Origin of the sequence: Nonomuraea sp. NEAU-A123 (genome assembly GCF_018603905.1) — a bacterium.
In the GTDB taxonomy this organism is placed as follows: Bacteria; Actinomycetota; Actinomycetes; order Streptosporangiales; family Streptosporangiaceae; genus Nonomuraea.
The window spans coordinates 1-24,941 of sequence record NZ_JAHFZZ010000049.1 but is presented as its reverse complement, the minus strand read 5'-3'; the positions used below and the strand labels follow the sequence as shown (position 1 = coordinate 24,941).

Annotated in this window: 25 protein-coding genes; 12 read left to right on the top strand and 13 right to left on the bottom strand. The window is 69.9% G+C overall.

Annotation, left to right across the window (positions count from 1 at the left end; genetic code table 11):
- The first annotated feature begins 13 nt into the window (after positions 1-13).
- Positions 14-823 (top strand): class I SAM-dependent methyltransferase, encoded by an 810-nt coding sequence (locus KLK06_RS58860; protein ID WP_214644649.1) that lies wholly within the window; start codon positions 14-16, stop codon positions 821-823.
- Between the two features lie 428 nt (positions 824-1,251).
- Here KLK06_RS58860 and serA read toward each other — a convergent pair whose 3' ends face one another.
- A complete protein-coding gene (gene serA, locus KLK06_RS58855) occupies positions 1,252-2,841 on the bottom strand; it encodes a phosphoglycerate dehydrogenase (protein ID WP_214644648.1) in 1,590 nt (529 codons plus the stop codon).
- Positions 2,842-3,081: 240 nt separating this feature from the next.
- Here serA and KLK06_RS58850 point away from each other — a divergent pair, with 240 nt between their 5' ends.
- On the top strand, positions 3,082-3,936 hold the full coding sequence (locus KLK06_RS58850) for a hypothetical protein (RefSeq protein WP_214644647.1): 855 nt from the start codon (positions 3,082-3,084) through the stop codon (positions 3,934-3,936).
- Positions 3,937-4,054: 118 nt separating this feature from the next.
- Here KLK06_RS58850 and KLK06_RS58845 read toward each other — a convergent pair whose 3' ends face one another.
- From KLK06_RS58845 to KLK06_RS58835, 3 genes are read right to left on the bottom strand one after another with little or no spacing between them, the layout of a single operon-like run.
- Positions 4,055-6,610, bottom strand: coding sequence for an FtsX-like permease family protein (locus KLK06_RS58845; protein ID WP_214644646.1), 2,556 nt, complete (start codon positions 6,608-6,610; stop codon positions 4,055-4,057).
- Positions 6,607-7,287, bottom strand: a complete 681-nt coding sequence (locus KLK06_RS58840; protein WP_214644645.1) for an ABC transporter ATP-binding protein — start codon at positions 7,285-7,287, stop codon at positions 6,607-6,609. The genes KLK06_RS58845 and KLK06_RS58840 overlap by 4 nt, the downstream gene beginning before the upstream one ends.
- Entirely contained in the window at positions 7,284-7,796 is a 513-nt protein-coding gene (locus KLK06_RS58835; RefSeq protein WP_214644644.1) for a PadR family transcriptional regulator, read from the bottom strand. Before KLK06_RS58835 ends, KLK06_RS58840 begins: the two co-directional genes overlap by 4 nt.
- 88 nt (positions 7,797-7,884) lie before the next feature.
- Between KLK06_RS58835 and KLK06_RS58830 the strand changes: the two genes are divergently transcribed.
- The 3 genes from KLK06_RS58830 (at position 7,885) to KLK06_RS61225 (ending at position 11,168) form a co-directional block, all read left to right on the top strand.
- Entirely contained in the window at positions 7,885-8,433 is a 549-nt protein-coding gene (locus KLK06_RS58830) for a DUF1707 and FHA domain-containing protein (RefSeq protein WP_214644643.1), read from the top strand.
- Positions 8,434-8,591: 158 nt separating this feature from the next.
- On the top strand, positions 8,592-10,136 hold the full coding sequence (gene dacB, locus KLK06_RS58825) for a D-alanyl-D-alanine carboxypeptidase/D-alanyl-D-alanine-endopeptidase (protein ID WP_214644642.1): 1,545 nt from the start codon (positions 8,592-8,594) through the stop codon (positions 10,134-10,136).
- A gap of 300 nt (positions 10,137-10,436) precedes the next feature.
- The gene (locus KLK06_RS61225; protein WP_250907725.1) at positions 10,437-11,168 is read left to right on the top strand and encodes a CAP domain-containing protein; all 732 of its coding nucleotides are present in this window, start codon (positions 10,437-10,439) and stop codon (positions 11,166-11,168) included.
- A gap of 152 nt (positions 11,169-11,320) precedes the next feature.
- Here the strand turns inward: KLK06_RS61225 and KLK06_RS58815 are convergent, their stop codons facing one another.
- Complete coding sequence (locus KLK06_RS58815) at positions 11,321-11,746, bottom strand: DUF6010 family protein (protein ID WP_214644641.1); 426 nt, start codon at positions 11,744-11,746, stop codon at positions 11,321-11,323.
- Between the two features lie 125 nt (positions 11,747-11,871).
- On the opposite strand from KLK06_RS58815, the gene KLK06_RS58810 reads away from it, so the two are divergent.
- On the top strand, positions 11,872-12,822 hold the full coding sequence (locus KLK06_RS58810) for a GlxA family transcriptional regulator (protein WP_214644640.1): 951 nt from the start codon (positions 11,872-11,874) through the stop codon (positions 12,820-12,822).
- Positions 12,823-12,840: 18 nt separating this feature from the next.
- Here the strand turns inward: KLK06_RS58810 and KLK06_RS58805 are convergent, their stop codons facing one another.
- The 4 genes from KLK06_RS58805 to KLK06_RS58790 are packed head-to-tail and all read right to left on the bottom strand — an operon-like array spanning position 12,841 to position 16,187.
- On the bottom strand, positions 12,841-13,620 hold the full coding sequence (locus KLK06_RS58805; protein ID WP_214644639.1) for an ABC transporter permease: 780 nt from the start codon (positions 13,618-13,620) through the stop codon (positions 12,841-12,843).
- A complete protein-coding gene (locus tag KLK06_RS58800) occupies positions 13,617-14,375 on the bottom strand; it encodes an ABC transporter permease (protein ID WP_214644638.1) in 759 nt (252 codons plus the stop codon). Before KLK06_RS58800 ends, KLK06_RS58805 begins: the two co-directional genes overlap by 4 nt.
- 13 nt (positions 14,376-14,388) lie before the next feature.
- Positions 14,389-15,141 (bottom strand): ABC transporter ATP-binding protein, encoded by a 753-nt coding sequence (locus KLK06_RS58795; RefSeq protein WP_214644637.1) that lies wholly within the window; start codon positions 15,139-15,141, stop codon positions 14,389-14,391.
- Entirely contained in the window at positions 15,138-16,187 is a 1,050-nt protein-coding gene (locus tag KLK06_RS58790) for an ABC transporter substrate-binding protein (protein ID WP_214644636.1), read from the bottom strand. Before KLK06_RS58790 ends, KLK06_RS58795 begins: the two co-directional genes overlap by 4 nt.
- Before the next feature lie 218 nt (positions 16,188-16,405).
- Between KLK06_RS58790 and KLK06_RS58785 the strand changes: the two genes are divergently transcribed.
- A complete protein-coding gene (locus tag KLK06_RS58785) occupies positions 16,406-17,587 on the top strand; it encodes an amidohydrolase family protein (protein ID WP_214644635.1) in 1,182 nt (393 codons plus the stop codon).
- Here KLK06_RS58785 and KLK06_RS58780 read toward each other — a convergent pair.
- On the bottom strand, positions 17,552-18,700 hold the full coding sequence (locus KLK06_RS58780) for a PucR family transcriptional regulator (protein WP_214644634.1): 1,149 nt from the start codon (positions 18,698-18,700) through the stop codon (positions 17,552-17,554). The two genes, KLK06_RS58785 and KLK06_RS58780, sit on opposite strands and share 36 nt — an antisense overlap.
- An 88-nt stretch (positions 18,701-18,788) precedes the next feature.
- On the opposite strand from KLK06_RS58780, the gene KLK06_RS58775 reads away from it, so the two are divergent.
- Entirely contained in the window at positions 18,789-19,727 is a 939-nt protein-coding gene (locus KLK06_RS58775; RefSeq protein WP_214644633.1) for an adenosine deaminase, read from the top strand.
- Here the strand turns inward: KLK06_RS58775 and KLK06_RS58770 are convergent.
- Entirely contained in the window at positions 19,713-20,102 is a 390-nt protein-coding gene (locus KLK06_RS58770) for a MerR family transcriptional regulator (RefSeq protein ID WP_214644632.1), read from the bottom strand. The two genes, KLK06_RS58775 and KLK06_RS58770, sit on opposite strands and share 15 nt — an antisense overlap.
- A 63-nt stretch (positions 20,103-20,165) precedes the next feature.
- Between KLK06_RS58770 and KLK06_RS58765 the strand changes: the two genes are divergently transcribed.
- Positions 20,166-20,486, top strand: a complete 321-nt coding sequence (locus KLK06_RS58765; RefSeq protein WP_214644631.1) for a putative quinol monooxygenase — start codon at positions 20,166-20,168, stop codon at positions 20,484-20,486.
- A gap of 10 nt (positions 20,487-20,496) precedes the next feature.
- Here the strand turns inward: KLK06_RS58765 and KLK06_RS58760 are convergent, their stop codons facing one another.
- Positions 20,497-21,054 (bottom strand): peroxiredoxin-like family protein, encoded by a 558-nt coding sequence (locus tag KLK06_RS58760; RefSeq protein ID WP_214644630.1) that lies wholly within the window; start codon positions 21,052-21,054, stop codon positions 20,497-20,499.
- Between the two features lie 68 nt (positions 21,055-21,122).
- Between KLK06_RS58760 and KLK06_RS58755 the strand changes: the two genes are divergently transcribed.
- Positions 21,123-21,734: a TetR/AcrR family transcriptional regulator gene (locus KLK06_RS58755; RefSeq protein ID WP_214644629.1), complete on the top strand. Its 612-nt coding sequence runs from the start codon at positions 21,123-21,125 to the stop codon at positions 21,732-21,734.
- A gap of 9 nt (positions 21,735-21,743) precedes the next feature.
- Here the strand turns inward: KLK06_RS58755 and KLK06_RS58750 are convergent, their stop codons facing one another.
- Positions 21,744-22,934, bottom strand: coding sequence for a low temperature requirement protein A (locus KLK06_RS58750; RefSeq protein WP_214644628.1), 1,191 nt, complete (start codon positions 22,932-22,934; stop codon positions 21,744-21,746).
- A gap of 219 nt (positions 22,935-23,153) precedes the next feature.
- Here KLK06_RS58750 and KLK06_RS58745 point away from each other — a divergent pair, with 219 nt between their 5' ends.
- Both KLK06_RS58745 and deoC read left to right on the top strand, forming a co-directional pair.
- Positions 23,154-24,206 (top strand): LacI family DNA-binding transcriptional regulator, encoded by a 1,053-nt coding sequence (locus tag KLK06_RS58745; protein ID WP_214644627.1) that lies wholly within the window; start codon positions 23,154-23,156, stop codon positions 24,204-24,206.
- Positions 24,203-24,941, top strand: a 739-nt coding sequence (gene deoC / locus KLK06_RS58740; protein WP_214644626.1) for a deoxyribose-phosphate aldolase, incomplete at its 3' end; no start/stop codon positions are given. The genes KLK06_RS58745 and deoC, both read left to right, overlap by 4 nt.

Genomic DNA, 24,941 nt, shown 5'->3' with positions numbered 1-24,941 from the left:
TAGCTTAAGGAGCATGGCCCCCGAGAAGGTGCAACTGGCCGCTGAGAAGGCCACGCTCCTCGCCACCCTGTACGGCAGGGCACTGGACGCCCGATCACCGCGTCCCATCCTCGACGACCGCATGGCGGCGGCGACCGTCGCGCGCATCGACCACGACTTCCGCCAGACCGGCATGGACCGCCGCAACGCCGGCTCGGTCGCGCTCAGGGCCCGCTTCCTGGACGACTGGGCCAGGGAGTTCCTCTCCCGGCATGCCGAAGCGACCGTGCTGCATCTGGGCTGCGGCCTCGACACGCGGGTCTACCGCCTGGCGCCGCCGCCGGGCGCCGACTGGTATGACGTGGACTATCCCGACGTCATCGACCTGCGCCGGCGGCTGTATCCGGAGGAGCACAGGACCATCGGCACGTCGGTCACCGACCTCGGCTGGCTGGACCAGGTGCCCGCGGGCAAGCCGGTGCTGGTCGTCGCCGAGGGACTGTTCTACTACCTCGATCCGCCGGGTGGCCGGGCGCTGGTCAGGGCGATCGTCGACCGGTTCCCCGGCGGCCAGTTCGTCTTCGACGCGGTCAGCCCCTCCGGCCTGCGCCTGCAGGCGATCAACAAGCCGCTCAAGAAGGCCGCGGCCACGATGCGCTGGGGCATCGACGGGCCGGACGACCTGCTGTCGATCAGCCCGAAGCTACGCCTCGTCACCGCGCTGAGTGCATTCGACCTGCCCGGCTACGGCCGCCTGTCGGCGTCGCACCGGATCTCGGCCGGGATCGCCAAGGTCGTGCCACGGTTGGGGAGGATGGCCGTCTTCTACCGGCTGGAGTTCTGAGGGGCGCCGCCGTTGTCCCTGCGGTCCAGGGCGGTCTGCAGGGCCTCGGCCGCCTCGTCCTCGGTCTCGTCGGTGGCGTTCCAGGCATACATCTCGTACATGGGCGTCTCATCTCATTTCGCGGGGCGTCGTACTGTGAAGTCGGATCCCGGTCACGAATCCGACCGGGCCTGATCTCGTGGGGTCCGGATCGCGGACCGGACGAAGGGGCTTACTGGCCGACGCGACGCCGCACACCGCGGCGAGTCGTCGACCTGCCCTAACAGGCCCCGCCGCGGCAGGTAAGAAGTACGAGAACCTGGCGCATCTTTCGAAAGAATACCTGGCGGTAGTTTGGCTGTCTCGTTGGATGTCCTACTATCTCGCATCCTGAGACAGGAAAACGGCTGCCGCGAGAGCGGCAGCCGTTGGTCCTGGAACGGGGCGGGTCAGTCCTCCAGGTCGACCGAGCGGCCGCTGTCGGCGCCGATCTCGGCGATGATCTGCTCGACCACCTCGGCCGGGATGGCCGAGTCGACCGTCAGCGCGATCAGCGCGTTGCCGCCCTTGGCGTCACGGGCCACCTGCATCGAGGCGATGTTGATGCCGTGCTCGCCGAGGAGGCGGCCGACGACGCCGACGATGCCGGGCCGGTCGGCGTAGGTGAAGAACGACAGGTGCGCGGTCGGCTCGATCTCCATCTCGTAGCCGTTGACCTCGACGATCTTCGTGATCTGGCGCGGGCCGGACAGCGTGCCCGAGACCGAGACGCGGCGGCCGTCGGCGAGCACGCCGCGCACGGTGACCACGTTGCGCCAGTCGGGGCTGTCGGTGCTGGTCACCAGGTTGACGGAGATCCCGCGGTCCTTGGCGAGCAGCGGCGCGTTCACGTACGTGACCGAGTCCTCGACCACGTCGGTGAAGATGCCCTTGAGCGCGGCCAGCTCCAGGACCCGCACGTCCTGCGAGGCGATCTCGCCGCGCACCTCGACGTCGAGCTTGGTGGCGACCTCGCCCGCCAGCGCGGTGAAGACGCGGCCCAGCTTCTCGGCCAGCGGCAGGCCCGGCTTGACGTCCTCGGCGACCGCTCCGCCCTGGACGTTCACCGCGTCGGGCACGAACTCGCCGGCGAGGGCGAGCTTGACGCTCCGCGCGACCTGGGTGCCGGCCTTCTCCTGGGCCTCGTGGGTGGAGGCGCCCAGGTGCGGCGTGACGACGACCTGGTCGAGCTCGAACAGCGGGCTGTCGGTGCAGGGCTCCTTGGAGAACACGTCGATGCCGGCCCCGGCGACGCGACCCTCCTTGATCGCCGAGTAGAGCGCGCCCTCGTCCACGATGCCGCCGCGGGCCACGTTGACGATCCGCACCGACGGCTTGACCTCGTGCAGCTCCTTGTCACCGATGAGCCCGAGCGTCTCCTTGGACTTGGGCAGGTGCACGGTGATGAAGTCGGCCTGCTTGATGACCTCTTCGAGGCTGACCAGCTTGACGCCCATCTGGTCGGCGCGGGCCGGCGGCAGGTAGGGGTCGTAGGCGATCAGCTCGACGCCGAACGGCTGCAGGCGCTGCGCCACGAGCTGCCCGATCTTGCCCAGGCCGAGGATGCCGACGACCTTCTCGTCGAGCTCGACACCGGTGTACTTGGACCGCTTCCACTCGCCGTTCTTCAGCGCGGCGTGCGCCTGAGCCGTGTTGCGGGCGCTGGCCAGGATGAGCGCGATGGTCTGCTCGGCGGCGCTGGTGATGTTGGAGGTCGGGGCGTTGACCACCATCACACCGGCCTTGGTGGCAGCCTCGACGTCGACGTTGTCGAGACCGACACCGGCCCGTGCGACCACACGCAGCTTGGGCGCCGCGGCGATGGCCTCGGCGTCGACCTGCGTGGCGGAGCGGACGATGAGCGCGTCCACGTCGGCGAGCGCGGGCAGGAGTTGCGAGCGGTCGGCGCCGTCGGTGTGGCGGACCTCGAAATCGTTGGCGAGTACGGCGAGGCCTGCCTCGGACAGCTCCTCTGCGACCAGTACGACGGGCTTGCTCATGGAAGTGGATCCTTAGGGGCAGGCGGGCGGGCATTGAGGGACACGTCTCCGGGCCCCTCGGATCGCTCCGAGTCTATCCGCGCTTGTGAATGTGTTCACGAGGGACCCAGGATCTGAGACAGCCGCCGCCATACCCCGCGTCCCGCAAACTCATCCACACTGCTCCCATCTTTGTCTTGATCGGGGGAATTCTTGGCTATTAGCCTGATAAGCCGTGACCGACTACCTATGGTTCGTCATATGAGCATCGGGAATCCTGCGCTTGCCGACGTGCTCGCCCAGCATGGCAGTCCACATCGCCTGCTGGCGGCGCTCGCTGATGGTGGGGTTCTGGTGGCAGTGCGACCAGACCGTTCAGTCGTCCTGGGTACGACCCAGGCCGGCGACAGAGTGCTGCTCGGATACACGGGCGCGGCTACGTACGCCCGGCACCGTGGCAGTCACTCCCTCTCAGCCTGCGACCCGGACACGATCCTCGACATCCAGCGCGTCACCGGCGTGCGGGAGATCGTGATCGACGCGGCGGGTCCCGCGGCGGCGGCCGTGCCGATCGACGATCTGCAGCGCTTCCTCGCCTCGACGCGTTCGGGACCCCATCCGGTGTTGTCGGGAGCCGTCCCCGCCGCGTACGCGACGGGCGCGATGGCCACGGTGTCACGGGGAGCCGCGCTCGCGCAGGTGGCACCGCGCTCGGCGGACGCACCCGCGCTGCCGTGGATCCCGGCGCCGCGACCGCACCTGTCGGGGCCCATGCAGCAGGTCGACCCCGGCTACCGGCGGTGTACGCACCCGATCCTGCCCGCCCTGCGGCTGGCGATCGGGAACCTGCTCATGGACTACCCGCTCGTGCACCACGTCTGGATCTCCGAGGCGCGCACCGCCTCGGGGGCGCCAGGGATCATGCTGCACGTGAAGGTGCACATGTCGGCGGCCGAAGACGTGGTCCGCGACCTGCACCGCGGGGTCCGCGCCCGGCTGCCGCAGTTCGCGGCGAGCGGGGCGCCCATCCTCATGGCCCGGGTGGCGGATTCGCGCAGCGAGCAACGGATGATCGAGATCGGCGCCCACGTGGTCTGCGCGGACGTGATCGACTAGCCGCGTTCCGGCCGATCCGGACCGCGTACGACGGCGGTCCGGCGCATCCGGACGCGCGCGACCGCGGCCCGCCTCTCGGGCGGACCGCGGTCATCGGCCGGGAGGCCGGGAGGTGCGCCTATGTCAGGCGGCGGGCCAGTACGAGCCGCGTCCTGGCGGACAACCCCGCCACCAGCGCGGCCAGCAGCGGCAGACCCAGCACGAGCGCGACCAGGAACAGCCACGGGACGGCGACCGTCGTGGGCCCGGGATCGAACGGGAACGCCTCCCCGCCTCTCTGGCGTCCGACGGCCATCGGCCAGGACAGTGCGATCCCGGCCACGGCCCCCGCCACGACGCCGACCACCGCGCCCAGCCCGGCGATGTAACCCGCCTGACCGGCTATCACCAGCCGTCGGCTGCGGGACGGTGCCCCGACCGCCGACATGGTGTCCAGGTCGCGGCGCATGTCGGCCGCGGCGAGCCCGGTGGCCGCGAACGTACCCCCGAGCACCAGCACCATGGCGACGCCCAGCAATATCCAGAGCACAACGGTGAGATCGTTGCCCCGGCCACGCTCGGCGTAGAGATCGACCCTGCCGCTGATCGCCGAGAGATCCCGGGTCAACCGCTCCTGGTCCGCGGGGCGATACATGGCGTACAGCCGCCGCTCCTTGACCTGCACTCCGACGGACGTCAGCGCGGCCGGCGGGACCACCCCGCCGCTGAGCCGCGGGTCTGCGGCGCTCACCAGCACGGCGGGCACCTGCTTGGTCCTGGTCTCGCTCCCCTCATCCCCCATGTCGAACTGCAGGGTCGCCAGGCCGTTCTTGATCAGCTGCGGATCGAACACCACGATCTTGCCCGCGGCCAGCGCCGCGGCGGCCTGCGGATCCTGCCGTCCCTGGATGAGCGCGAGCAGTTGCGCGTCTCCGACCGGCACCTCGCCCCCATAGGCCATTTGGTCGTCACACCGCTCGCCGCAGTTTCGCCCGAGATCGATCCATACTCGACGCCCCTTGGTGTCCACCGGATACGCGGCGGGAACCGTCTGGGCTCCGCCCAGTCGCCCTGCGGTCGCCACCCGCAGCTTGGCCCAGCCGCTGTCGTCCAGGTCGGCGCCTTCGATCTTGAGACTGCCGATCGGGGCGTAGGGATGGTAAGCGGCCTCCCGTCCCGCGGAGCTACTGGCGAGCCCGATGCTGAACCCGACCGCCGCCACCGTGGCCGCCATGACGGCGGCCGCGGCGGAGGCCGTACGGGAGCGGTGGCGCGAGGCGTCGCGGACCGCGAGGCGCAGCGGAAGCGGCAGGCGGGCGGCGAGCCGGGCCGTGCGGCGGACCAGCCACGGCATCAACGCGACCAGCCCCAGCACGACCAGCCCGAGAGCCGCCACGACCGGCAGCCCGTCACTGCGCAGGCTCAGCGCGGTCACGACCAGCCCGGCGACCACGAGCACGAGCCCGAGCACGGGACGGCCCGCACGGTCGCGGAACTCGCCCTCCCGGCCGGCCAGCACCTGGGCGGGCCTCTGCCGCGCGGCCTGCACGGCGGGTACGAGGGCGGCGATCAGCCCGCTGACCACGCCCAGCACGGCCACGCCCGCGACGCTCGCCCACGGCACCTCGATCGGGCCGAGCGACCCGAGCCACTGTCCGACCAGCGGCGCCACCGCCAGGCTGCTACCGACGCCGAGGACCGTCCCCGCCAGCGCCGCCACGCCGCCGAGCACCAGCCCGTCGGCCAGCACGATGGCCCGCAGGTGCGTGCCCGAGCCGCCCTGCGCCGCGATCACGGCCAGTTCCCGCCGCCGCCGCCGCAGGCCCACGGCGAACGCGGGCCCGGCCAGCAGGGCCGTCTCGATGACGATGAAGACGACGGTGAGCGCGATCTTGATCGGGAGGAGAACGTCCGCAGAACTGTAGAGGACGCCATCAGGCAGGTTCTCGATGATGGCTCTGGACTGGACGAGCAGCCCGTGTCCGTTCAGCCCCCGCACGTGCGCCCAGTCGAACGGCGCGGCGGTGTCCGCGAGCCAGCCGGTGCCGCTTCCGTCCGTCTTGTCCGGCAGGAGCACACCCTGGAGGCCGATGATCTCGGTGACGGTGGGCCTGTTCGGATGCTCGATCACGCCGACCACACGCACCGGCGTGTTCCGCCGGGTCACGCTGATCGCGTCGCCTACCTTCGCTCCTCGCTCCAGCATCGCGGGTGTCACCACCACCTCGCCGGGCGCCGCCGGGAACCGGCCCTCCTTCAATGACCGCATTCCGCGCGTCATCGGGTCACGCAGGTCCACCTCGACGGCCCACACCAGGTCGTAGCCGTCCTTGCCCGGGACCTCCACGGAGCCTTCGTCGCAGGGGATGATCCGGCCGTCGACCAGCGCGGCCAGCCCTGCGCGTGTCCACGGCGGAGCCGTGAACGGCTCCCCCGCCGCCGATGTCCAGCCCCTGCCGGAGGCATCTTGCTCGATCGTCAGGCGGTACCTGGTGGTGGCGATTCGCGCGTCCGCAGTCCCCAGCTCGGCGGTCAGCCCTTCTCGATCGTTCACGTCGATGGTGGCGGCCCCCGTGAGCACGCCGGTGATGAGCAGCACCGGCAGGCCGATCATCACCATGATCAGTGCCGTGCGTCCCTTGAACCGCAGCGCGTCCCTGCGGGAGATCCGCAGCGCGGCGGCGAACGCGCTCATCGGGCGCTCTCCAGCGACACGGCCGTCGAGTCGGCGATCTCCCCGTCGCGCAGGAACACCACGCGGTCGGCCCACCCGGCGTAACGGGGCTCGTGGGTGACCAGCAGCACCGCCGCGCCCGCGTCGCAGCGCTCGCGCAGCAACCGCAGGATCTCGTCGCCGCTCGCCGTGTCCAGCGCGCCCGTCGGCTCGTCGGCCAGCACCAGGCGCCGCTCGCCGACCAGCGCCCTGGCGATCGCCACGCGCTGCCGCTGCCCGCCGGACAGCTCCTCGGGAAAGCGGTCGGCCATGTGGTCCACCCCCACCGAGGCCAGTACGGCCAGCGCCTCCCCACGGGCCTGCCGGGAGCGGACGCCGTCGAGCTCTCTGGGGAGCATCACGTTCTCGGCGGCCGTGAGCGACGGGATCAGGTTCAGGTCCTGGAAGACGTACCCGACACTGCCGCGCCGCAGCGCCGCCAGGTCTGTCACGGTGGCCAGGTCCGTGCCCTCGATCGTCACGCTGCCCGAGGTCGGCCGGTCGAGGCCGCCCGCGAGGTTGAGCAGGGTCGACTTGCCGGAGCCGGACGGGCCCATGACGGCGACTAACTCGCCGCTGGAGACCTCGAGGCTCACTCCCTTGAGCGCGTGCACTTGGCCGTGCACGCGCGTCACCTCATCCAGCCTCATCACGGTCATGTGCTCTTCTCCTTGAGTACGGCCTCGCAGTGGTCCAGCCAGCGCTGTTCCGCCTCGGCCTGAAAGATCAATGAATCGAGGACGAGCCGCTGCGCGAGCCCCTCCGCGTTCGCCCGTTTCGCCCTGGTCAGCCCCTGCAGCGCGCGCATGGTGGCGGTGCGCTGGGCCAGGATCACCGCCGGCACGTCGACGTCCCCGGCGGCGACGGCCATGGCGAGCTTGATGACCAGTTCGTCCCGAGGCCGGTCGGTCTGGTCGACGGGGGTGCTGAACCATCGCTCCAGCTCGGCCCGACCGGCCTCGGTGACCGTGTAGACGGCCCTCCCCTGTTCGTCGGCCCCGCCGGGCTCGACAAGGCCGTCGCGTTCCATCCGGGCGAGCGTCGTGTAGACCTGGCCGATGTTGAGCGGCCAGGTCGCCCCTGTCGACGCCTCGAATTCCACCCGGAGTTGGTAGCCGTAACGCGGCCCCCTGCTCAGCAACGCGAGCAGTCCGTGTCTGATCGACATGGATACTGAGTATGCATACTCAGTATGCTCAGCGCAAGAGATCCGCATATTCTGGACAGGGGACGCGGTTCAGGCCGATACTCGGGGCATGAGCTCGACGCATCCACCGTTCCGCGCGTCCGACGGGGAACGCGATCGCGCGATCGACGAGCTCCGCGACCGTGCCGTCGAAGGGCGGATCTCCCACGACACCTTCGTCGGCCGGGTGGACCAGGCGCTGCGGGCACGCAACCGGCACGAGCTCGACGATCTGGTCGCCGACCTGCCCCGCCGCCGGACGTTCCGCCAGCGGCTGACCGACGCGGTGTCGAACGCCTCCGACTTCACCACCCGCCTCCAGGCGGCCTGGCGCAAGCCGCGCCTGCCCCGGCTGGCCCTGCCCGACGACCACCGCGTCCGTTACGTGGTCGGCCGCGGGTCGGCCTGCGACCTGGTGCTGTCCGACCTGACGGTCTCACGGGTGCACGCCGAGCTGCGGCGCGAGGACGACGGCGGATGGATGCTGGTCGATCTGGGCTCGCTCAACGGCACGCGGCTGAACGGCTGGCGGCTGGTGGGGCCCGCCAAGATCAAGTCGGGTGACGAGATCTCCTTCGGCGACTGCGGCTTCCTGGTGAACGCGGGCCAGCTCACGTAAGCGCGTCCGCCTTTCACGAGCGAGGGCCGCCTGTCAGGCTGACCATGGGGCGGCGCCTGCCGTACAGCCGACCCGAATATACGGATATTTGCGGATTACAGGCTGCGTGCGCTGCCGCATGATCCCAGGCGAGACCCCCAGTCCTCATTGGAGACCCCATGCGGCGCACCTCAGCATCCCTCGTCGCGGGCGCGCTCGTCGCGGCCCTCGCGTGGGCGTCCAGCCCCTCCTCACCCGCCGTCGCGCTCGAACCCTCGGCGGGCGTCGCGGACCTGACCCAGGACATCAACCAGATACTCGCCGACTCGCGGCTGACCGTCGGCCGGGCCGGCGTGGTCGTCAAGAGCGCGGCCAACGGCGACGAGCTGTACGCCACCGACGCCGGCAAGCTGATGATCCCGGCGTCCAACACCAAGCTGTTCACCTCCGCCGCCGCCGTCGACACGCTCGGCCTCGACTACCGCTTCCCCACCACCGTGCTGAGCGGCGGGCGCAAGCTCGGCTCCGTACTGACCGGTGACCTGGTCCTGCGCGGCACCGGCGACCCGACGATGCTGGCCGAGGACTACGACGCGCTGGCCGCCAAGGTCGCCGCCGCGGGGATCAAGGTGGTCGCGGGCAAGCTGGTCGCCGACGACACGTGGTTCGACTCCGCACGGCTCGGCAACGACTGGGCCTGGGACGACGAGACGGCCTACTACGCGGCGCAGATCTCCGCGCTGACCGCCTCCCCCGACCGGGACTACGACGCCGGTTCGGTGATCGTCTCGGTGGCGGCCTCCGGCACCGAGGTCAAGGTGTCGACCACGCCCGAGACCGACTACCTGAAGATCGTCAACAAGGCCACCGTGGGCACCACCACCGACGTGCTCATCGAGCGGCAGCACGCCACGAACACCGTGGTCATCACCGGCACCGTGGCCGACCCGTACCAGGAGTGGGTGGCCGTCGACGACCCCACCCGCTATGTGGCGTCGCTGTTCCGCAAGGCGCTGGCCAAGCACGGCGTCCGTGTGGCGGGCCCGACCGTCACCGGCGCGGCTCCGTCCGGCGCCGCCACGCTGGCCGAGCACCAGTCGATGCCGCTGAGTGAGCTGCTGGTGCCCTTCCTCAAGCTCAGCAACAACATCCACGCCGAGATCCTGACCAAGGCGATGGGCCGCAAGGTCTCCGGCCAGGGCACCTGGGCGGCCGGGCTCAAGGTGAGCACCGACTTCGCCAAGGCCAACGGCGTGCAGGTGCTCAACATGCGTGACGGCTCCGGCCTCTCGCGCCGCGACGGCTTCACGCCGACCTCGATCGCCCAGTTGCTGGGCGCCGTACGCGCCAAGCCGTGGTTCAAGACCTGGTACGACGCGCTGCCCATCGCGGGCAACGCCGACCGGTTCACCGGCGGCACACTGCGCAGCCGGATGCGCAACACCGCCGCGGCGAACAACGTGCACGCCAAGACCGGGTCGCTGACCGGTGTGACGTCGCTGTCGGGCTACGTGAACAGCGCGGAGGGCGAGCCGCTGGTGTTCTCCATCATGCTCAACCAGTTCCTGTCGAGCTCGCCGAAGGACATCGAGGACAAGATCGCCATCCGGCTCGCCCAGTTCTCGCGGACCGCGCCGGTGGACGCGGTGTCGCAGCTCCGCTCGACGGATGAGAGCGCGTCGGCCGACCTCGAGTGCTCCTGGCTCAAGCCCGCCGAGTGCTGACCGCCCGGACAACGCCCGGCGAGTGCTGAGCCGGCGATGTCCGTCCATGGCCGTGCGGCCCTGTGCCGCACGGCCATATTTTTTGCTGGCAGACGCCTATGTGGCACTGGAGGTTTACCGAGGTGGATGGGGCAATCGTTACGATTGGGTCACCTGGTACTCCAGATATAGCAGCGTTTTTCGTGACATGGGCGTTGCGGGCCTACCAGAATGCGGGATCAACGCAGTAACTAGCACCACCGGAGGGACAGGATGCGCAGGCAACTCCAGGCAGTCGTTTGCCTCGGAAGTCTGGCGGCATTGAGCTTCCCCGCGCCCGCCACCGCCCAGGCGGCGAGCACGAAGGCCCCGTGCCGGGTCCTGGCCGCCAAGCCGTCCCTGTCCAGGGGAATGGTCACCGGCACGGCCAGCAGGATCGGCTGTGACGCCAAGGCCACGCTCAGAGTCCGGATCGTCCGCGCCATGGCCGGTCCCGATCGTACGGTGAAGAGCGGATCCAAGCTCGTGCTGAACGGCCGGATCACCGCCCGCGTCCGCTGTGCCGCCCCCGGCCGCTACTACGTCGTGGCCATGGACTACCAGAGCAAGCCGATCCAGTCGCCGTCCGTGGCGCTGTCCTGCAAGGGGCGGGCACCGTCGAAGACCGGCACCGCCTCGGCCGCCGAGGACCAGGTCGTCAAGCTCACCAACCAGGCGCGCGCCAAGAACGGCTGCCGCCCCCTCACCCACGACGCCAAGCTCCACGCGGCGGCCGAGCGGCACTCCGCTGACATGGCCACCCGGGGCTACTTCGACCACGACTCCAAGAACGGCCGGACCCCGGGCAACCGCATATCCGCTGCCGGCTTCGCGCCGATCAGCACCTGGGGCGAGAACATCGCCATGGGCCAGCCGACGGCCGCCTCGGTCGTACAGGCCTGGCTCAACAGTCCCGGGCACCGCGCCAACATCATGAACTGCTCCTTCACCCATATCGGCGTCGGCCAGTCCACCAAGGGCCCCTACTGGACCCAGGACTTCGCCGCCCACTAGACCACACAACCCCACCCAGCCAGGGAGCGTCGGGCCTCCACCAGGCGCGCCACCGCGCCGGTTCCCACCGCAACGCCACGGCGCTCCCATCCGGCGGGCCCGGTCGCGCCTCCCCCCGCACAGCGGACCGCGACCGGGCCCGCACCCCTTTCCTATTCGGGGGAGCCGATCGGCGCCGGCGGCTTGCGAGACAGGCGGGTGCGAGCCCAGTCGATGATCGACGGTCCGCCCGCGAAGCACCACAGCGCCAGCACCGGGTCGCAGATGGAACAGCCGAAGGAGGAGTACTCGGCGAAGGGGATGATGGGGCTCCCCTGCAGGTGGTGCCCTATGTCCCAAGCGGTGTGGAGCAGCCAGCCGATGCCGATGAAGGTCCAGTTGTCGAGCCCCTTGTAGGCGACATAGGTCATGACGACCGGCAGGACGAACTCCCAGGGGCCGAATCCGCCGCCGCTGAGGTAGGCGGCGCCCGCGCCGGCGACCGCCAGGGCGTTGATGCGGCGTCGATGCGGCTCGCGGATCAGGGACATGCAGCCGATGGCGATCAGCGCAATCAGGATCGGCATGAAGATGGACATGGGGCGTGGCAATCCTTCAGTTGACGGGAGGGGTCTGCGGCACCACGCTAGGCCGACCGTTCATCGGTCCCCAGGGGCTGAAGGGACAATCTCCAACGGGTTCTCGCCACCCGTACCGTGTTGCCATGCACACTGTGGCGGTCCTGGCGCTGGACCAGGTGGTGGCGGCCGACATGGCGACCCCGATCGAGGTGTTCGGGCGTGCCCGGCTGGCGGACGGGCGCCGCCCGTACCAGGTCCGGGTCTGTGCGGCGACGCCGCGGGTGGCCAGCGAGACCTTCACGCTCATCGCCCCGTACGGCCTGGAGGCGCTGCGGGAGGCGGACACGATCGTCGTACCGGGATGCTCGGACCAAGCCGCCCCGCCGGACCAGGAGGTTCTCGAGGCCTTGAGCGCGGCGGCGGCCGCCGGCACCCGGATCGCGTCCATCTGCGCGGGAGCGTTCATCCTGGCCGCGGCCGGGCTGCTGGACGGGCTGAGCGCGACCACGCACTGGGTGGCGGCCCGCCGGCTGGCCGAGCTGTTCCCGCTGGTCGATGTGCGCCCGGACGTGCTGTACGTCGACAACGGCCAGATCTTGACCTCGGCCGGGGCCGCCGCCGGCCTGGACCTCTGCCTGCACATCATCCGGCGGGACTTCGGCTCGGTGGTCGCCGCGGACTCGGCCCGGCTGTCGGTGATGCCCCTGGAGCGGGAAGGCGGGCAGGCGCAGTTCATCGTGACCGCCCAGCCGCCGGTGCCGCAGGGTTCGCTGCTGGAGCCGGTGCTGTCGTGGGTCGAGGACAACCTCGCCGAGGAGGTGACCCTGGCGGCGATGGCCGTACGCAGCGGGCTGAGCGAGCGGACCTTCAGCCGCCGCTTCCGGGAGCAGACCGGCACCACCCCGCTGCAGTGGCTGCTGCGAGCCCGGGTCCGGCGGGCGCAGTTGCTGCTGGAGACCACCGACCACGGCGTCGAGCGGATCGCCGCACAGGCCGGTTTCGGTTCGCCCACCGCTTTCCGGGAGCGGTTCAAACGCGTGGTCGGCGTCACCCCGCGGTCCTACCGCTCCTCCTTCAGGACCGCCGCCTCCTGACGGCCCGGGCCGCCCCGGTCAGTCGCGGGTGTCCGAGAAGCGGGCCAGGACCAGTGACTCGACGACGCCCACGACCGCGTACGCCAGGATCGACACGGCCGTGACCACCACGATGTCCGCCCACACCTCGTCGTACCGGAACCCGCCGATCGCCCGCAGGATCCCGGCCCCGATCCCCTGCCCGGTCGCCAGCCACTCCGCGATGAGCGCCCCGATGATCGAGGCGGGCACGGAGATCCGCGCGGAGGCGAACACCGAGGGCATCGCCGTCGGCACGGCCACCTTGCGCAGCACGGTCAGCCGCCCGCCCCCGTACGCCATCACCAGGTCGGTGGCCTGCGGCGAGGCGGAGCGCAGCCCGAAGGCGATGTTTACCAGGGCGGGGAAGAACACCACGATGCCACCGATGACGGCGACGCCGACGAGTTCGCGGCCGAAGACGAGCGTGATCAGCGGCGTCATCACCACGAGCGGCACCGAACGCAGCAGCATCGCGACCGGCATGAACGTCTGCTCGACGGTCCTGAACAGCACGAACGCCATCGCCACGACCACCGCCGCGACCATCCCGGTGGCGAAGCCGATGGCCGCGTCCCTGATCGTGATGCCCAGGGCGGCGAAGACCGCGTCGCGATGAGCCGCGGACGAGCCGAACAGGTATTCCCAGACCTGCGGGGGACGCTTGCCCACCAGCGGGCTGATGCCGAACGCCTCCAGGGACAGCCACCAGAGCGCCACCACGATGAGCACCGAGGGCAGCAGCGGGCCGACCACGCGCAACACGATGCGGCCGATCATCGGGAGGACCTCGCTCTGCCGTACGACCAAGGTGTCACCACACGCGCGACCAGCGCGACGACCGCGTAGCCGAGGCCCGCGACCAGACCGGCCACGAGCGCCAGCCCCCACGTGCGCGGGACCTGGAACTGCTGCTGGGAGATCATCAGGGAGACACCGAGTCCCTGGTCGTTGCTGCCGAGGTATTCGCCGATGATGGCGCCGAGCAGCGCGGAAGGGGCCGAGATCTTCAGCCCGGCGAACGTACTCGGCAGCGCCGCGATGATCTGGACGTGCCGGAGCTTGGCCAGGCGGCCGCCGCCGTACACCGCGATGAGGTCGAGGCTGGTCCGGTCGGCGGAGCGGAGCCCGAGCAGGGCGCCGATGAGCGTGGTGAAGAAGACGGAGACGGCGGCCAGGAACACCACGGCGGCGTCACCGCCGAAGACGACCAGGACGATCGGGCCGATGGCCAGCAGCGGGATGCAGTAGCTGATCACCGCGAGCTGTGTCGCCACGGCCTCCAGGCGCGGGACGAGCAGGACGAGCAGCGCGACCCCGATGGCCAGGCCGTTGCCCCAGAGGAAGCCCTGGAGCGCGGCGCTGACGGTGGCCGTCGTGTTGGGGCCGTAGAAGCCCCAGCCGTCGCGGCCCATCCCGGCCAGGACCGCCCATGGCGTCGGCACCGCGCCGCCGTCCGCGAAGACCGTCACGGCGAGCAGCCACCACAGGGCGATCAGGACGGCGACGCCGAGCAGGCCGTGGATCCGCTTCACGAGCCGAGCCCCTTCACGAGCCCTGCCCGAAGAGCAGGTCGCTGAGGTGGTCGTGGATGGCGTGGAACTCCGGGGTACGCATCATCTCGGGCACGCGGGGGCGCGGCAGGTCGATCTTCACCAGCTCCACGATCCGGCCCGGGCGCGGGCTCATGACGGCCACCACGTCCGACAGGAAGATCGCCTCGCCGATGCCGTGGGTGACCATCAGCGTGGTGGCGGGCTTCTCGGTCCAGATGCGCAGCAGCTCCAGGTTGAGCCGCTGGCGGGTCATGTCGTCCAGGGCGCCGAACGGCTCGTCCAGCAGCAGCACGCTGGGCTTGACCACCAGCGCGCGGGCGATCGACACGCGCTGCCGCATGCCGCCCGACAGCTCGGCGGGCCGCGCCTTCTCGAAGCCCTGCAGGCCGACCAGCTTGATCAGGTCATCGATCACGCCGGGCTCCGGCCTGAGCCCGGCGACCTCCAGCGGCAGCCGGATGTTGGCCGCGACGCTGCGCCAGGCCAGCAGCGCCGAGTCCTGGAAGGCGATGCCGAGGTGGTGGCTCCTGCGGAGTTCCTCGGGGGTTTCGCCGTTCACCCGGATCTCGCCGGTGGTGGGCTGTTCGAGCCCGGCCAGGATGCGCAGCACGGTCGACTTGCCGCAGCCCGAGGGGCCGAGCAGCGACAGGAAGGAGCCCTTCGGCGTCTCCAGGTCGATGTGCTCGATCGCGGTCAGCCCTCTGCTGAACGTCTTGCTCAGCCCCGTGATGCCGATGCCGGTCATGAGAGCTTGAGGCTCGCGTCGGCCTTGTAGATCTCGTCCAGGATCGTCAGGTCGAAGAGGTTCTCGGCCTTGACGGTCAGCCCGGCCTTGGCGAGGGAGGCGATGTTCTGCTCGATCAGCTCGGCGGTCATCGTGAACAGGCCGTTGGTCTTGGCGTCAGGGGTGACGACGAGGCCGTTCTGCATCTTGGCCTCCTCGGTCTGCTCGGCGACGTCGAGGTTCTGGTCCTTGCCGTATGTCTTGGCGGCCAGCTCCGCCGACTTGGCCGGGTCGGCGACGGCGTCCTTCCAGCCCTTGATCTCGGCCGTGAGGAACGCCTTGAGCTTGTCGCGCTCCTTGTCGATCGTCTCCTGCGTCACCGTGAACGTCTCGGCGACCAGCGGCAGCCCGTGGTCGGCGAACAGCATGTGCGCCGCGTCCACGCCCTGCATCTTCAGCCGCACCGGCCCGCTGGTGACGAAGCCGACATAGCCATCGAGCTGGCCGGAGGTCAGCATCGACGGGTCGGACTGGAACGGCACCCGCGTCACGCTCGCCGGGTCGAGGTTGTTGGCCTTGAGCAGCGCGTTCCAGACCAGCTCGTTGGAGTCCTGGACGCCGATCTTCTTGCCGGCCAGGTCCTTGGGGTCCTTGATCGGGTTCTTGCCGAGGGAGACGATGGCGAAGGGGTTCTTCTGGAAGGTCGCGCCGACGATCTTCAGCGGGGCGCCCTGGAGCACGGCGGGCGCGGTGATGGTCGGCGTCGACAGGCCGATCCAGCAGCGGCCGGTGGTCAGGCCCGACTCGACCGAGGTGCCGGAGCCGCCACCCGACAGCAGCTCCACCTGCGAGAATCCGGCGGCCTTGTAGTAGCCCTTGCTGTCGGCGAAGTACTCGCCGGCGAACTCGACGTTCTTCTTCCAGGAGAGCTGGATCTTGACCGCGCCGAACCCACTCCCGCTCCCGCTCCCACCGGACGTTCCGCCGTCACCACAGGCGGCCAGGCCGAGCGCCAGTCCGGCCAATCCTGTCGTCCGCAGGAACGCGCGACGGTCGAGGGTAGCCATAATTCTCCTTGGAACGGCGATGAACGTGCAGGTCAGGAAGCTATCCAGTGATTATTACCATCGTGTGACGGAAAACCGGTCACGGCATGGGGTGGGATGATCAGGTGGGGAAAAGCCCAGCCCCGGCGCTCCAGACCCTGTAGGTCCCTACGAGAGCGCCCGGTGAGGTCCGTAGATCCCTCCAGCGGCGGAGAGGGTCCGGTAGCGTCCCCTATGAGATGAGACTTGACGGAATCCCGCTTTGGGACGGCACCGAATTCAGGGGCCCGGTCGAGCTGAGCTGGGAACCGGACCGGATCGGCGGGGTGCGGCCCGCCACACAGCGGTACGACGACCTGTGCGTGCTCCCCGGCCTGGTCGACACACACGTGCACCTGATCGGCCATGCCGGCGAGGGCCCGCCCCCGGACTTCGCCACCTGGCCGCTCGTCACCACCCGCGACGAGCAGGTGCTGCACGGCGTCGCCCACGCCCAGCGGGCCATGCGCCACGGCGTGACGACCCTGCGCGACCTGGCCGGGGACGAGGCGCAGATCGCGCTGCGCCGGGCCTTCGACGCGGGCGTGCTGCCCGGCCCGCGCGTCCAGGTCCACGGCGTGGTCGGCATGACGGCCGGGCACAACGACCTGTTCGTGCCGCCCGCGATCCCGCAGCGCAAGCCCACCGCCGACGGCCCCGACGAGTGCCGCAAGCTGGTACGCACCTGGGCCCGCGCCGGAATGGACGGCATCAAGCTCACCACCAGCGGCGGCGTGCTGTCGATCGGCGACAAGAACGGCTGGCGCAACTACACGCGCGAGGAGATCAGGGCCGTCGTCGACGAGGCGCACGCGCTCGGCATGCTGGTCGCCTCCCACGCCCACTCCGAGGACGGCATCCGGGTCGCCGTCGAGGAGCACGTCGACTCGATCGAGCACGGCACGCTGCTGAGCAGGGACCTCGCCGAGGTGCTCGCGGCCCGCCGCACGCCCGTCGCGCCGACCCTGCTGATCAACGAGGCCATCGCCGAAGGCCGGGTCCCGGTCACCGCGGAGTCCATGGCCAAGGCCGCCGAGCTGGTGGCCACGCGCAACGTGCTGCTCACCGAGGCGGCGCGACTGGGGGTCCGCTTCGTCCTGGGGACCGATGCCAACGGGCACCACGTCCAGTTCGGCGATCAGCTCGCCGAGGTGGTGCACATGACCGAGATTCTGGGCATGTCCGCCTCGGAGGCGCTGCGCGCGGCCACCTCCGACGCGGCCGACTCGATCGGCATGCCGGTGGGCCGGATCGCGCCGGGCCTCGGGGCCGACTTCATCGTGCTGCGCGGCCGCCCGTGGGAGCGGATCGCGGACCTGGCCCTGGCGAACATCGTCGCCGTGGTCTCACGTGGCCGGCTCGTCGCGGGCCGGCTGCCCTGACCTGAGCGCCAGATAGAGGTCCGTACGGTCGCGCATCGACGACATCCGCCGCCCGGTCAGCTCCTCGACGCGCTGCATGCGATAGCGCAACGTGTTGACGTGCACATAGAGCTCGTCGGCCGTCCGCTGCCAGGAACCGCACGTCTCCAGGAAGACGTCGAGCGTGCGCAGCAGCTCGGAGCCGTGCCGGGCGTCGTACTCGATGATCGGCCCGAGCAGGTGCTCCCTGAACGAGCGGCGCACGCTCACGGGCAACTGGGCCAGCAGGAGTTCGTGACTGTCGACGTCGGCGACCGACATGACGGACACCGGCCCCTCGCCGTAGCGGGCCGACTCCATCCCGCGCCGCGCCGTCTCCAGCGCCTCGCCGAGCTGCGACACGCTGGCGGTCGCGTCGCTGATCCCGGCCGCCACCCGCATCCCCGGCCGGTTGGTCACGAGCAGGCGCAGCTCCTCGGTCAGCGCCTGGCGCGACACCTTGCCGTTCACCAGCACCATGGCCTCGTCGGACCGCCCGCCGACGACCAGATGCCGCCCCCTGCGGTCCAGCGCGTACATGAGGGCGGGCACGTCGTCATCGTCGGTGCCGCCTGTCCTGGCCACCACCATGGCCGTGGTCGGCAGCCCCGGATCGGCGCCGAGCAGCCGCAGGTGGGCCGACACCTCGCCGGGCGCGATCCGCTGCGTGCCCAGGAGGTCGAGCAGCGTCTGCGCCCTGGCCTGCTCGTCCCTGCGCCGCTCGGCCGCGAACGCCTCCTCGGTCACCACCTCGGTGATCGCGCCGAACGACTGGTCGGGCGCGGCCAGGAGCAACGGCAGCCGGCGGCGTTCGCACGCCTTGACCAGCGCGTCCGGCAGCTCCCCCAGCACGACCAGCCCGACGATCAACCCGGCGGCGTCGCTCGTCCACAGCGCGTCGGCGAACGTCTCGCAGTCGGACGGCTGGTTGTACCAGACCCCGCTGGTCAGCACGAGGTCGCCGGAACGCAGGTAGCGCCGAGGGTCGGGCAGATCCGTCGGATAGGCCCGTTTCACTTCCCTGCCGAGCCCTTCGTGACCGGTCACCGGCACGAGGCTCAGGTCCTCGCGCCGCAACAGATCCGCCAGCCTCATGAATCTGATGTTATGCCAGGTCAACGAGTGACAGTTCGGAGGTTCGCACGATACCGTGGTCGGCGCGTTGTCAGGTTTACTCGATCGCATGCGGCCCAAAGCGGAACTCCACCTGCACATCGAAGGCACCCTCGAACCCGAGCTCGTCGTCGAGCTGGCCAGGCGTAACGGGATCGACCTGCCGACCTTCGACGCGGAGGCCATCAGGGCCCGGTACGACTTCGCCGATCTCCAGTCGTTCCTGGACATCTACTACGAGAACATGGCCGTGCTCCGCACCGACCGGGACTTCTACGATCTCGCCACCGCCTACCTGCGGCGGGCGCGGGCGCAGGGCGTACGGCATGCCGAGATCTTCTTCGACCCGCAGGCGCATCTGAGCAGGGGCGTGACGCTGGAGGCGGTGTTCGGCGGGCTGTCGGCCGCCCTCAAGGACGGCGACGTGTCAGCGGCCCTGATCATGTGCTTCCTGCGCGACCGGGGTGCCGAGGAGGCCGAGGAGGTGCTGCGGGCCGCGCTGCCGTACCGGGAGCACTTCATCGGCGTCGGGCTGGACTCGGCGGAGGTCGGTCATCCGCCGGCGTTGTTCCGCCGGGTGTTCGACATGGCGGCCTCGGAGGGCCTGCGCCGGGTCGCGCACGCCGGCGAGGAGGGCGGCCCCGACTACGTGTGGGAGGCCCTGGACGTGCTCAAGGTGGAGCGGGTGGATCACGGCATCCGCGCCATGGAGGACCCGTCGCTGGTCGCCCGCCTGCGGGAGGAGCGGATCCCACTGACGGTGTGCCCACTGTCGAACGTCCGGCTGCGCACGGTGCCGTCGCTGCGGGACCACATCCTGCCCGCGATGCTGGACGAGGGCCTGATGGTCACGGTGAACTCCGATGATCCGGCGTACTTCGGCGGCTACGTCGAGGACAACTACCAGGCGCTCCGCGACGAGCTGGGCATGACGGACGCGCAGCTGGACCAGATCGCCCGCAACTCCTTCGCGGCGTCGTTCGTCGAGGTGCCGTCAGCTGATCAATGAGGTGTGGCGGGTTTCGGAGACGGCTTTGGACGCCAGCACCGAGGCGTCCAGGAGGTCGGCGAGCGAGGTGCGAGCCTCTTGCAGATCGTCGATGCGAATGGTCAAATGGGCGAGCTGTGCCCGCAGATGGTCAAGCACGCAGCTCTCGAGCTCAGGACCGTCACCGAGGAAGCAGGGCATGATGTCGCGGATGACCTTGGTGGGGAGTCCGGCGGCCAGAAGGGTGCGGATCCGGGCGACCGTGACCGGTGCGTCGGCGGCGTAGTGGCGGTGACCACCGGCCGTCCGGTCCGAGGTGAGCAGACCTTGGCTTTCGTAGTAGCGCAGCATGCGGACGCTCACATCCGACTCGTACGCCAGATCGCCGATCTTCATGTGACCCACCTCACGCGAAACGCCCTTGAACCTCACATGATGTCAGATCCTACCGTTGGCCCCATGACCAGCACTGAAGCCCCCATTTCCCTCTACGGTTTCCTACGGCCCAAGCGGGAGCGCGCCGACGACGTCAGGCAGCTCTTGATGTCCCTTGTCCAGCCGACGCGGGAGGAAGAGGGCAATCTTGAGTATCACCTCCACGAGCACGAGGACGGCCGGTTCTTCCTCTACGAGGTCTGGCGGTCCCAGGAGGATCTGGACAAGCACAACGCGACCCCACCACTACGCGCCTTCCTCGACAACCTGCCGGCCTTCCTCGAAGAGGATCCGGAGGGCTACTTCAACACGATGGTGAGCCCGTACCCGCACAGCTCGCCCTGACGAGGGTCCCTTACTTCTGGCTGGGTTTCGGCGCGTGGGCCGCCAGGTCGAGGATTTCGTCGACGGACCACTGGTCATAGGCATGTTCGCCGTACTTGGCGGCGAGCACCCGGCCATCCCGGCCGATCAGGAAATCGGCAGGTAGGCCGAACCGGCCACCGTGCGGCATCGCCGCCGGGCCGCGTTCGCGACCGCGCAGGATCCCCCACGTGCTCAGTACGACCGCGCGGACGATCGTCCCCCACACGCGCGGGTTGAGCAGCGAGCGGACCGCCGACTCCACGCCGAACTCGACGTACAGCCGCTTGCCCGGATCGGCGATCACCGGGAACGGCAGGCCGGGCGTGTGCTCGGCCAGCTCTTCGGCGGGCGAGTGGAAGACCACCACCTCGCGGACCCCTGCCGCCTCGATCTCGTCATGCCTCCGCACGATGGACCGTAGGTGCAGGTTGCAGACCGGACATCCGGCGAATCGCCGGAACTGGAGGTGGACCAGCCGCTCCCGGTCGGGAATGGCAACCGGCTCGCCGGACACCGCAGTCAGTTCCCTGGCATCGACGACACGCATCTGAACCTCCTGTAGGCGTACGACATACGCTTACGATGATAGGCGTATGCCGTACGCTGTCAACCGTCATGCCGCGCCCACGATCACTCACTCCCGGCCAGTTGGCCACGGCCGCCCTCGCCGTCATCGACCGCGACGGGCTCGACGGGCTGTCGATGCGCGCGGTCGCGCAGGAGATCGGCATGAGCACCATGGGCCTCTACCGATACGTCGACGACCGCGGCGAGCTCGAACAACTCGTCATCGAGCTCGTCCTCGGCACCGTCGACACCACGCCTCCCGACACGGGCCGACCCTGGCACGAACGGATCGAGATCATGGTCGAGCGGGTACGCGGCGTCGTGGGCGCCCACCCGTGGATCGTGCCGCTGCTCATCGCCCACCGGCACCAATCCATGAGCGTGCTGCGCTGGTCAGAGACGGTGGTCGCCATCCTCACCGAGGCAGGGCTGGACGGCGGGAAGCGGGTGATCGCCCTGCGCTGCCTGCTCGCGTACGTCGTCGGGGCGATCCAGCTCGAACACCTCGGACCGCTCGCAGGCCCGGGCACCCAGGTCATCGCCGACCACGCCGAACTCCCCTACCTGTCCGACACCGCCAGGAGCTCGGACGGCGTCACCCCGGACGAGGAGTTCCGCGGCGGGCTCGCCCTCCTGCTGCGCGGCATGGACCCGCACTAGCCGCCGGCTTCATGGGGCGTCGGACGCGGGCAGCGAGCGGCGTGCCTCGCGCGCCAACGTCGTCACGAGCAAGAGCACGAGCACCGCGGCGATGGCGCTCAGTCCCGCGGCGACGCCGATGCTCGGCGCGATGAACACGGCGAGCAGCACGAGCACCACCGCGACACCGATCGCCTCCGGCCGCACGACCGTACGGCTCACCAGGGGTGCGTGCAGCACCCACAACAGGACGAGCATGATGACGACCGGGATGGCGACCGAGGCGACCACGACCTCCGCACCCGCCACGATGTGGTGCTCCCCCTCCCCTACCGACGCCACCGCGACCTCAAGGCCCGCGCCGAGCGCGGCAAGCGCGGCGAATATCACGCAGTGCCCATAGCCCCAGAAGAACGACCTTTGCCGTCGCTCCTCAAGCCCGTCGCCAGCGGGCTCGGAGAAGTAGATCCACCACAGCGCGAACAGGATGACGAGACCGGCGATCGCGATGACGACAAGGCCGACGCTCAGCCCGTGTGCGATTGCGCCCTGCACCGCGTTCGTGGCCGCGAGCACGCTCTCGCCCAGCAGGATGATGGTGAACAGCCCGTACCGCTCGGCGATGTGGTGCGGGTGCCAGCTCGTCGATCCCGTACGCTCCGCGATCGGAGGCACCGCGAGGTCGAGGACGGCGCACACGACGAACAGCCAGACCGGCCCGCCACCCGGCAGCGCGAGCTTGGACACCCAGAGCACCTGGACGAACGAGATGCCGATCGCGTAGCGAAGCGCCGTCGCGCGCCCCTCGGGGTGCGCGACCGCCGCGCGCAACCACAGGCTCACCAGCCCGACCCGCATGACGAGGTAGCCGATCGTCACGACGGTGAAGTCTCCTTCGAACGCCGTGGGCACCCCGGCCGCGAGCACGAGCACGCCGGCCATCTGCAGGAGCGTCATGACGCGGTACGGCACGTCGTCGGTGTCGTACGCGGAGGCGAACCAGGTGAAGTTCATCCACGCCCACCAGATGGCGAAGAAGACCATGAGGAACGGCCCGATCGCTTCCACACCATGCCCCTGCTCGGTCGCGTGGGCGAGCCGGCCCACGATCTGCGACACGGCGGCGACGAAGGTGAGATCGAAGAGCAGCTCGAGCGGGCTCGAGACCCGGTGCTGCTCTGCGAGATCGCGAGCAGCCATACGGGTGCGGAGCGGCGACATATGCCTACCTTAGGGGCGCGTACGGCCTGGACACTCCCACTGACAACGGTTTCAGAAAGACACCGACCACCCAGAGGATCAAGCGACCGCCACCATGGTCATGAACTGGGACAACACGAAGAAGGTAACGAATGGGAAACACAACGGGAACCAGCCGTTGACGTCATGAGGGGTCGTAGTGCAACCATTCTCTGACAACGGTTTCAGTTTGGAGCGCATGTGGTCACGATCCATGACGTAGCGGCTCGCGCCGGGGTCTCCCCCGCCACAGTCTCGCGGTTTCTGCGCGGCCAGCACGTGCGTTCGTCCGAGAAGATCCAGGCCGCCGTGGACGAGCTGGGCTACTGGCCGAGCGCCGCGGCCCAGTCCCTGAAGTCCGGACGCACCTACACCATCGGCGTCGTCGTCCCCGACATCACCAACCCGTACTTCGCCGCAGTGGTCAAGGGGATGGAGTCGGTCACCCGGGCCGAGAACTACCGCATCCTGCTGGCCAACACCGACGAGAGCAGCGACCGCGAGGACGACGTGCTCGCGGACATGGTGCGCCGGGTGGACGGCATCGTCCTGGCCCCCGCCACCGAGCAGGATCAGACCCCGCTCCATGTCCGGGACGCGGACGTGCCGCTGGTGTTCGTCGACCGCGACCTGGCGGGCGGGGAGCACTTCGACGCCGTTCTGGTCAACAACGTCGACGGGGGGCGGCAGGCCGCCGAGCACCTGGTGGGGCTGGGGCACACGCGCATCGCCGCGATCAGCGGCAACCAGGACACGACTCCGGGACGCTGCCGCCGCGAGGGCTTCGTCAGCGCGCTCGCCGCCGCCGGCGTCGACGTCCCCGCCGAGTACGACCTCGTCGGCAACTTCCGGGAGGAGAGCGGCTACCAGCTGGCCCTGTCGCTGCTGTCGCTCCCGGAACCACCCACCGCGCTCTTCACCGCGAACAACCTCATGACCCTGGGCGCCCTCAAGGCCCTGCACGACATGCGGGTGGACGTCCCGGGCCAGGTGAGCCTGATCGGTTTCGACGACCTGGACACCGGCCCGCTGCTCAGACCTCCCCTGACGGTGATCGACCGGCCGATGGTCGAGCAGGGCGTGCTCGCGATGCGACTGCTCCTGCGCCGCTTCGACCCGCAGTACACCGGTGACACTCCCCGGCACATCGTCCTCGACACCAAGCTGATAGAGCGCGCCTCGACGGCGCCGCCACCCGGGTCCGGCGACCGCCGCCAGGCCACCACCCGAACGAGAAGGGGCCGGTCGGCATGAGCCTCGCCACGACCATCCTGGACCCTGCCGGCCTGGACGCGATCGCGTCGTCCGGCGCGAGGTTGCGAGCATTCCTGCACGGCCTGCCCGGTGTCGACCGGGTCGGCGCGGACCAGCGGGCGGCGATGCTCGGCACCCGCTCCATCAAGACCAGCGCCAAGGCCATGGCGATCGACCTGGCCATCTCGATGGTCGACCTCACCACGCTTGAGGGCGCGGACACGCACGGCAAGGTCCGTGCGATGTGCGCCAAGGCGATGCACCCCGGCGAGGGAGCGCCCCGGGTGGCGGCCGTCTGCGTCTATCCCGACCTGGTGGCTGTGGCCGCCGGGGTGCTGCGCGGCTCGGGGGTGAAGGTCGCTTCGGTGGCGACCGCGTTCCCGAGCGGGCGTTCCTCGCTGGAGGTGAAGGTGTCCGAGACCGCGCTGGCGGTCGCGGCGGGCGCCGACGAGATCGACATGGTGATCGATCGGGGCGCGTTCCTGTCGGGCGACTATCTCAAGGTGTTGGAGGAGATCGTCGCGGTGAAGGCGGCGTGCGGCGGCGCGCATCTGAAGGTGATCCTGGAGACGGGTGAGTTGTCGACCTACGACAACGTGCGGCGGGCTTCCTGGCTGGCGATGCTGGCCGGGGCCGACTTCATCAAGACCTCCACGGGGAAGGTGGCTCCGGCGGCGACGCTTCCGGTGACGCTGATCATGCTGGAGGCGGTGCGTGACTTTCGTGAGGAGACGG

Excerpts from the sequence above, each read along its gene's own strand:
- KLK06_RS58860 (WP_214644649.1), top strand. The coding sequence starts at position 14 with ATGGCCCCCGAGAAGGTGCAACTGGCCGCTGAGAAGGCCACGCTCCTC.
- serA (WP_214644648.1), bottom strand. The coding sequence starts at position 2,841 with ATGAGCAAGCCCGTCGTACTGGTCGCAGAGGAGCTGTCCGAGGCAGGC.
- KLK06_RS58850 (WP_214644647.1), top strand. The coding sequence starts at position 3,082 with ATGAGCATCGGGAATCCTGCGCTTGCCGACGTGCTCGCCCAGCATGGC.
- KLK06_RS58845 (WP_214644646.1), bottom strand. The coding sequence starts at position 6,610 with ATGAGCGCGTTCGCCGCCGCGCTGCGGATCTCCCGCAGGGACGCGCTG.
- KLK06_RS58840 (WP_214644645.1), bottom strand. The coding sequence starts at position 7,287 with ATGACCGTGATGAGGCTGGATGAGGTGACGCGCGTGCACGGCCAAGTG.
- KLK06_RS58835 (WP_214644644.1), bottom strand. The coding sequence starts at position 7,796 with ATGTCGATCAGACACGGACTGCTCGCGTTGCTGAGCAGGGGGCCGCGT.
- KLK06_RS58830 (WP_214644643.1), top strand. The coding sequence starts at position 7,885 with ATGAGCTCGACGCATCCACCGTTCCGCGCGTCCGACGGGGAACGCGAT.
- dacB (WP_214644642.1), top strand. The coding sequence starts at position 8,592 with ATGCGGCGCACCTCAGCATCCCTCGTCGCGGGCGCGCTCGTCGCGGCC.
- KLK06_RS58815 (WP_214644641.1), bottom strand. The coding sequence starts at position 11,746 with ATGTCCATCTTCATGCCGATCCTGATTGCGCTGATCGCCATCGGCTGC.
- KLK06_RS58810 (WP_214644640.1), top strand. The coding sequence starts at position 11,872 with ATGCACACTGTGGCGGTCCTGGCGCTGGACCAGGTGGTGGCGGCCGAC.
- KLK06_RS58805 (WP_214644639.1), bottom strand. The coding sequence starts at position 13,620 with ATGATCGGCCGCATCGTGTTGCGCGTGGTCGGCCCGCTGCTGCCCTCG.
- KLK06_RS58795 (WP_214644637.1), bottom strand. The coding sequence starts at position 15,141 with ATGACCGGCATCGGCATCACGGGGCTGAGCAAGACGTTCAGCAGAGGG.
- KLK06_RS58790 (WP_214644636.1), bottom strand. The coding sequence starts at position 16,187 with ATGGCTACCCTCGACCGTCGCGCGTTCCTGCGGACGACAGGATTGGCC.
- KLK06_RS58785 (WP_214644635.1), top strand. The coding sequence starts at position 16,406 with ATGAGACTTGACGGAATCCCGCTTTGGGACGGCACCGAATTCAGGGGC.
- KLK06_RS58780 (WP_214644634.1), bottom strand. The coding sequence starts at position 18,700 with ATGAGGCTGGCGGATCTGTTGCGGCGCGAGGACCTGAGCCTCGTGCCG.
- KLK06_RS58775 (WP_214644633.1), top strand. The coding sequence starts at position 18,789 with ATGCGGCCCAAAGCGGAACTCCACCTGCACATCGAAGGCACCCTCGAA.
- KLK06_RS58770 (WP_214644632.1), bottom strand. The coding sequence starts at position 20,102 with ATGAAGATCGGCGATCTGGCGTACGAGTCGGATGTGAGCGTCCGCATG.
- KLK06_RS58765 (WP_214644631.1), top strand. The coding sequence starts at position 20,166 with ATGACCAGCACTGAAGCCCCCATTTCCCTCTACGGTTTCCTACGGCCC.
- KLK06_RS58760 (WP_214644630.1), bottom strand. The coding sequence starts at position 21,054 with ATGCGTGTCGTCGATGCCAGGGAACTGACTGCGGTGTCCGGCGAGCCG.
- KLK06_RS58755 (WP_214644629.1), top strand. The coding sequence starts at position 21,123 with ATGCCGCGCCCACGATCACTCACTCCCGGCCAGTTGGCCACGGCCGCC.
- KLK06_RS58750 (WP_214644628.1), bottom strand. The coding sequence starts at position 22,934 with ATGTCGCCGCTCCGCACCCGTATGGCTGCTCGCGATCTCGCAGAGCAG.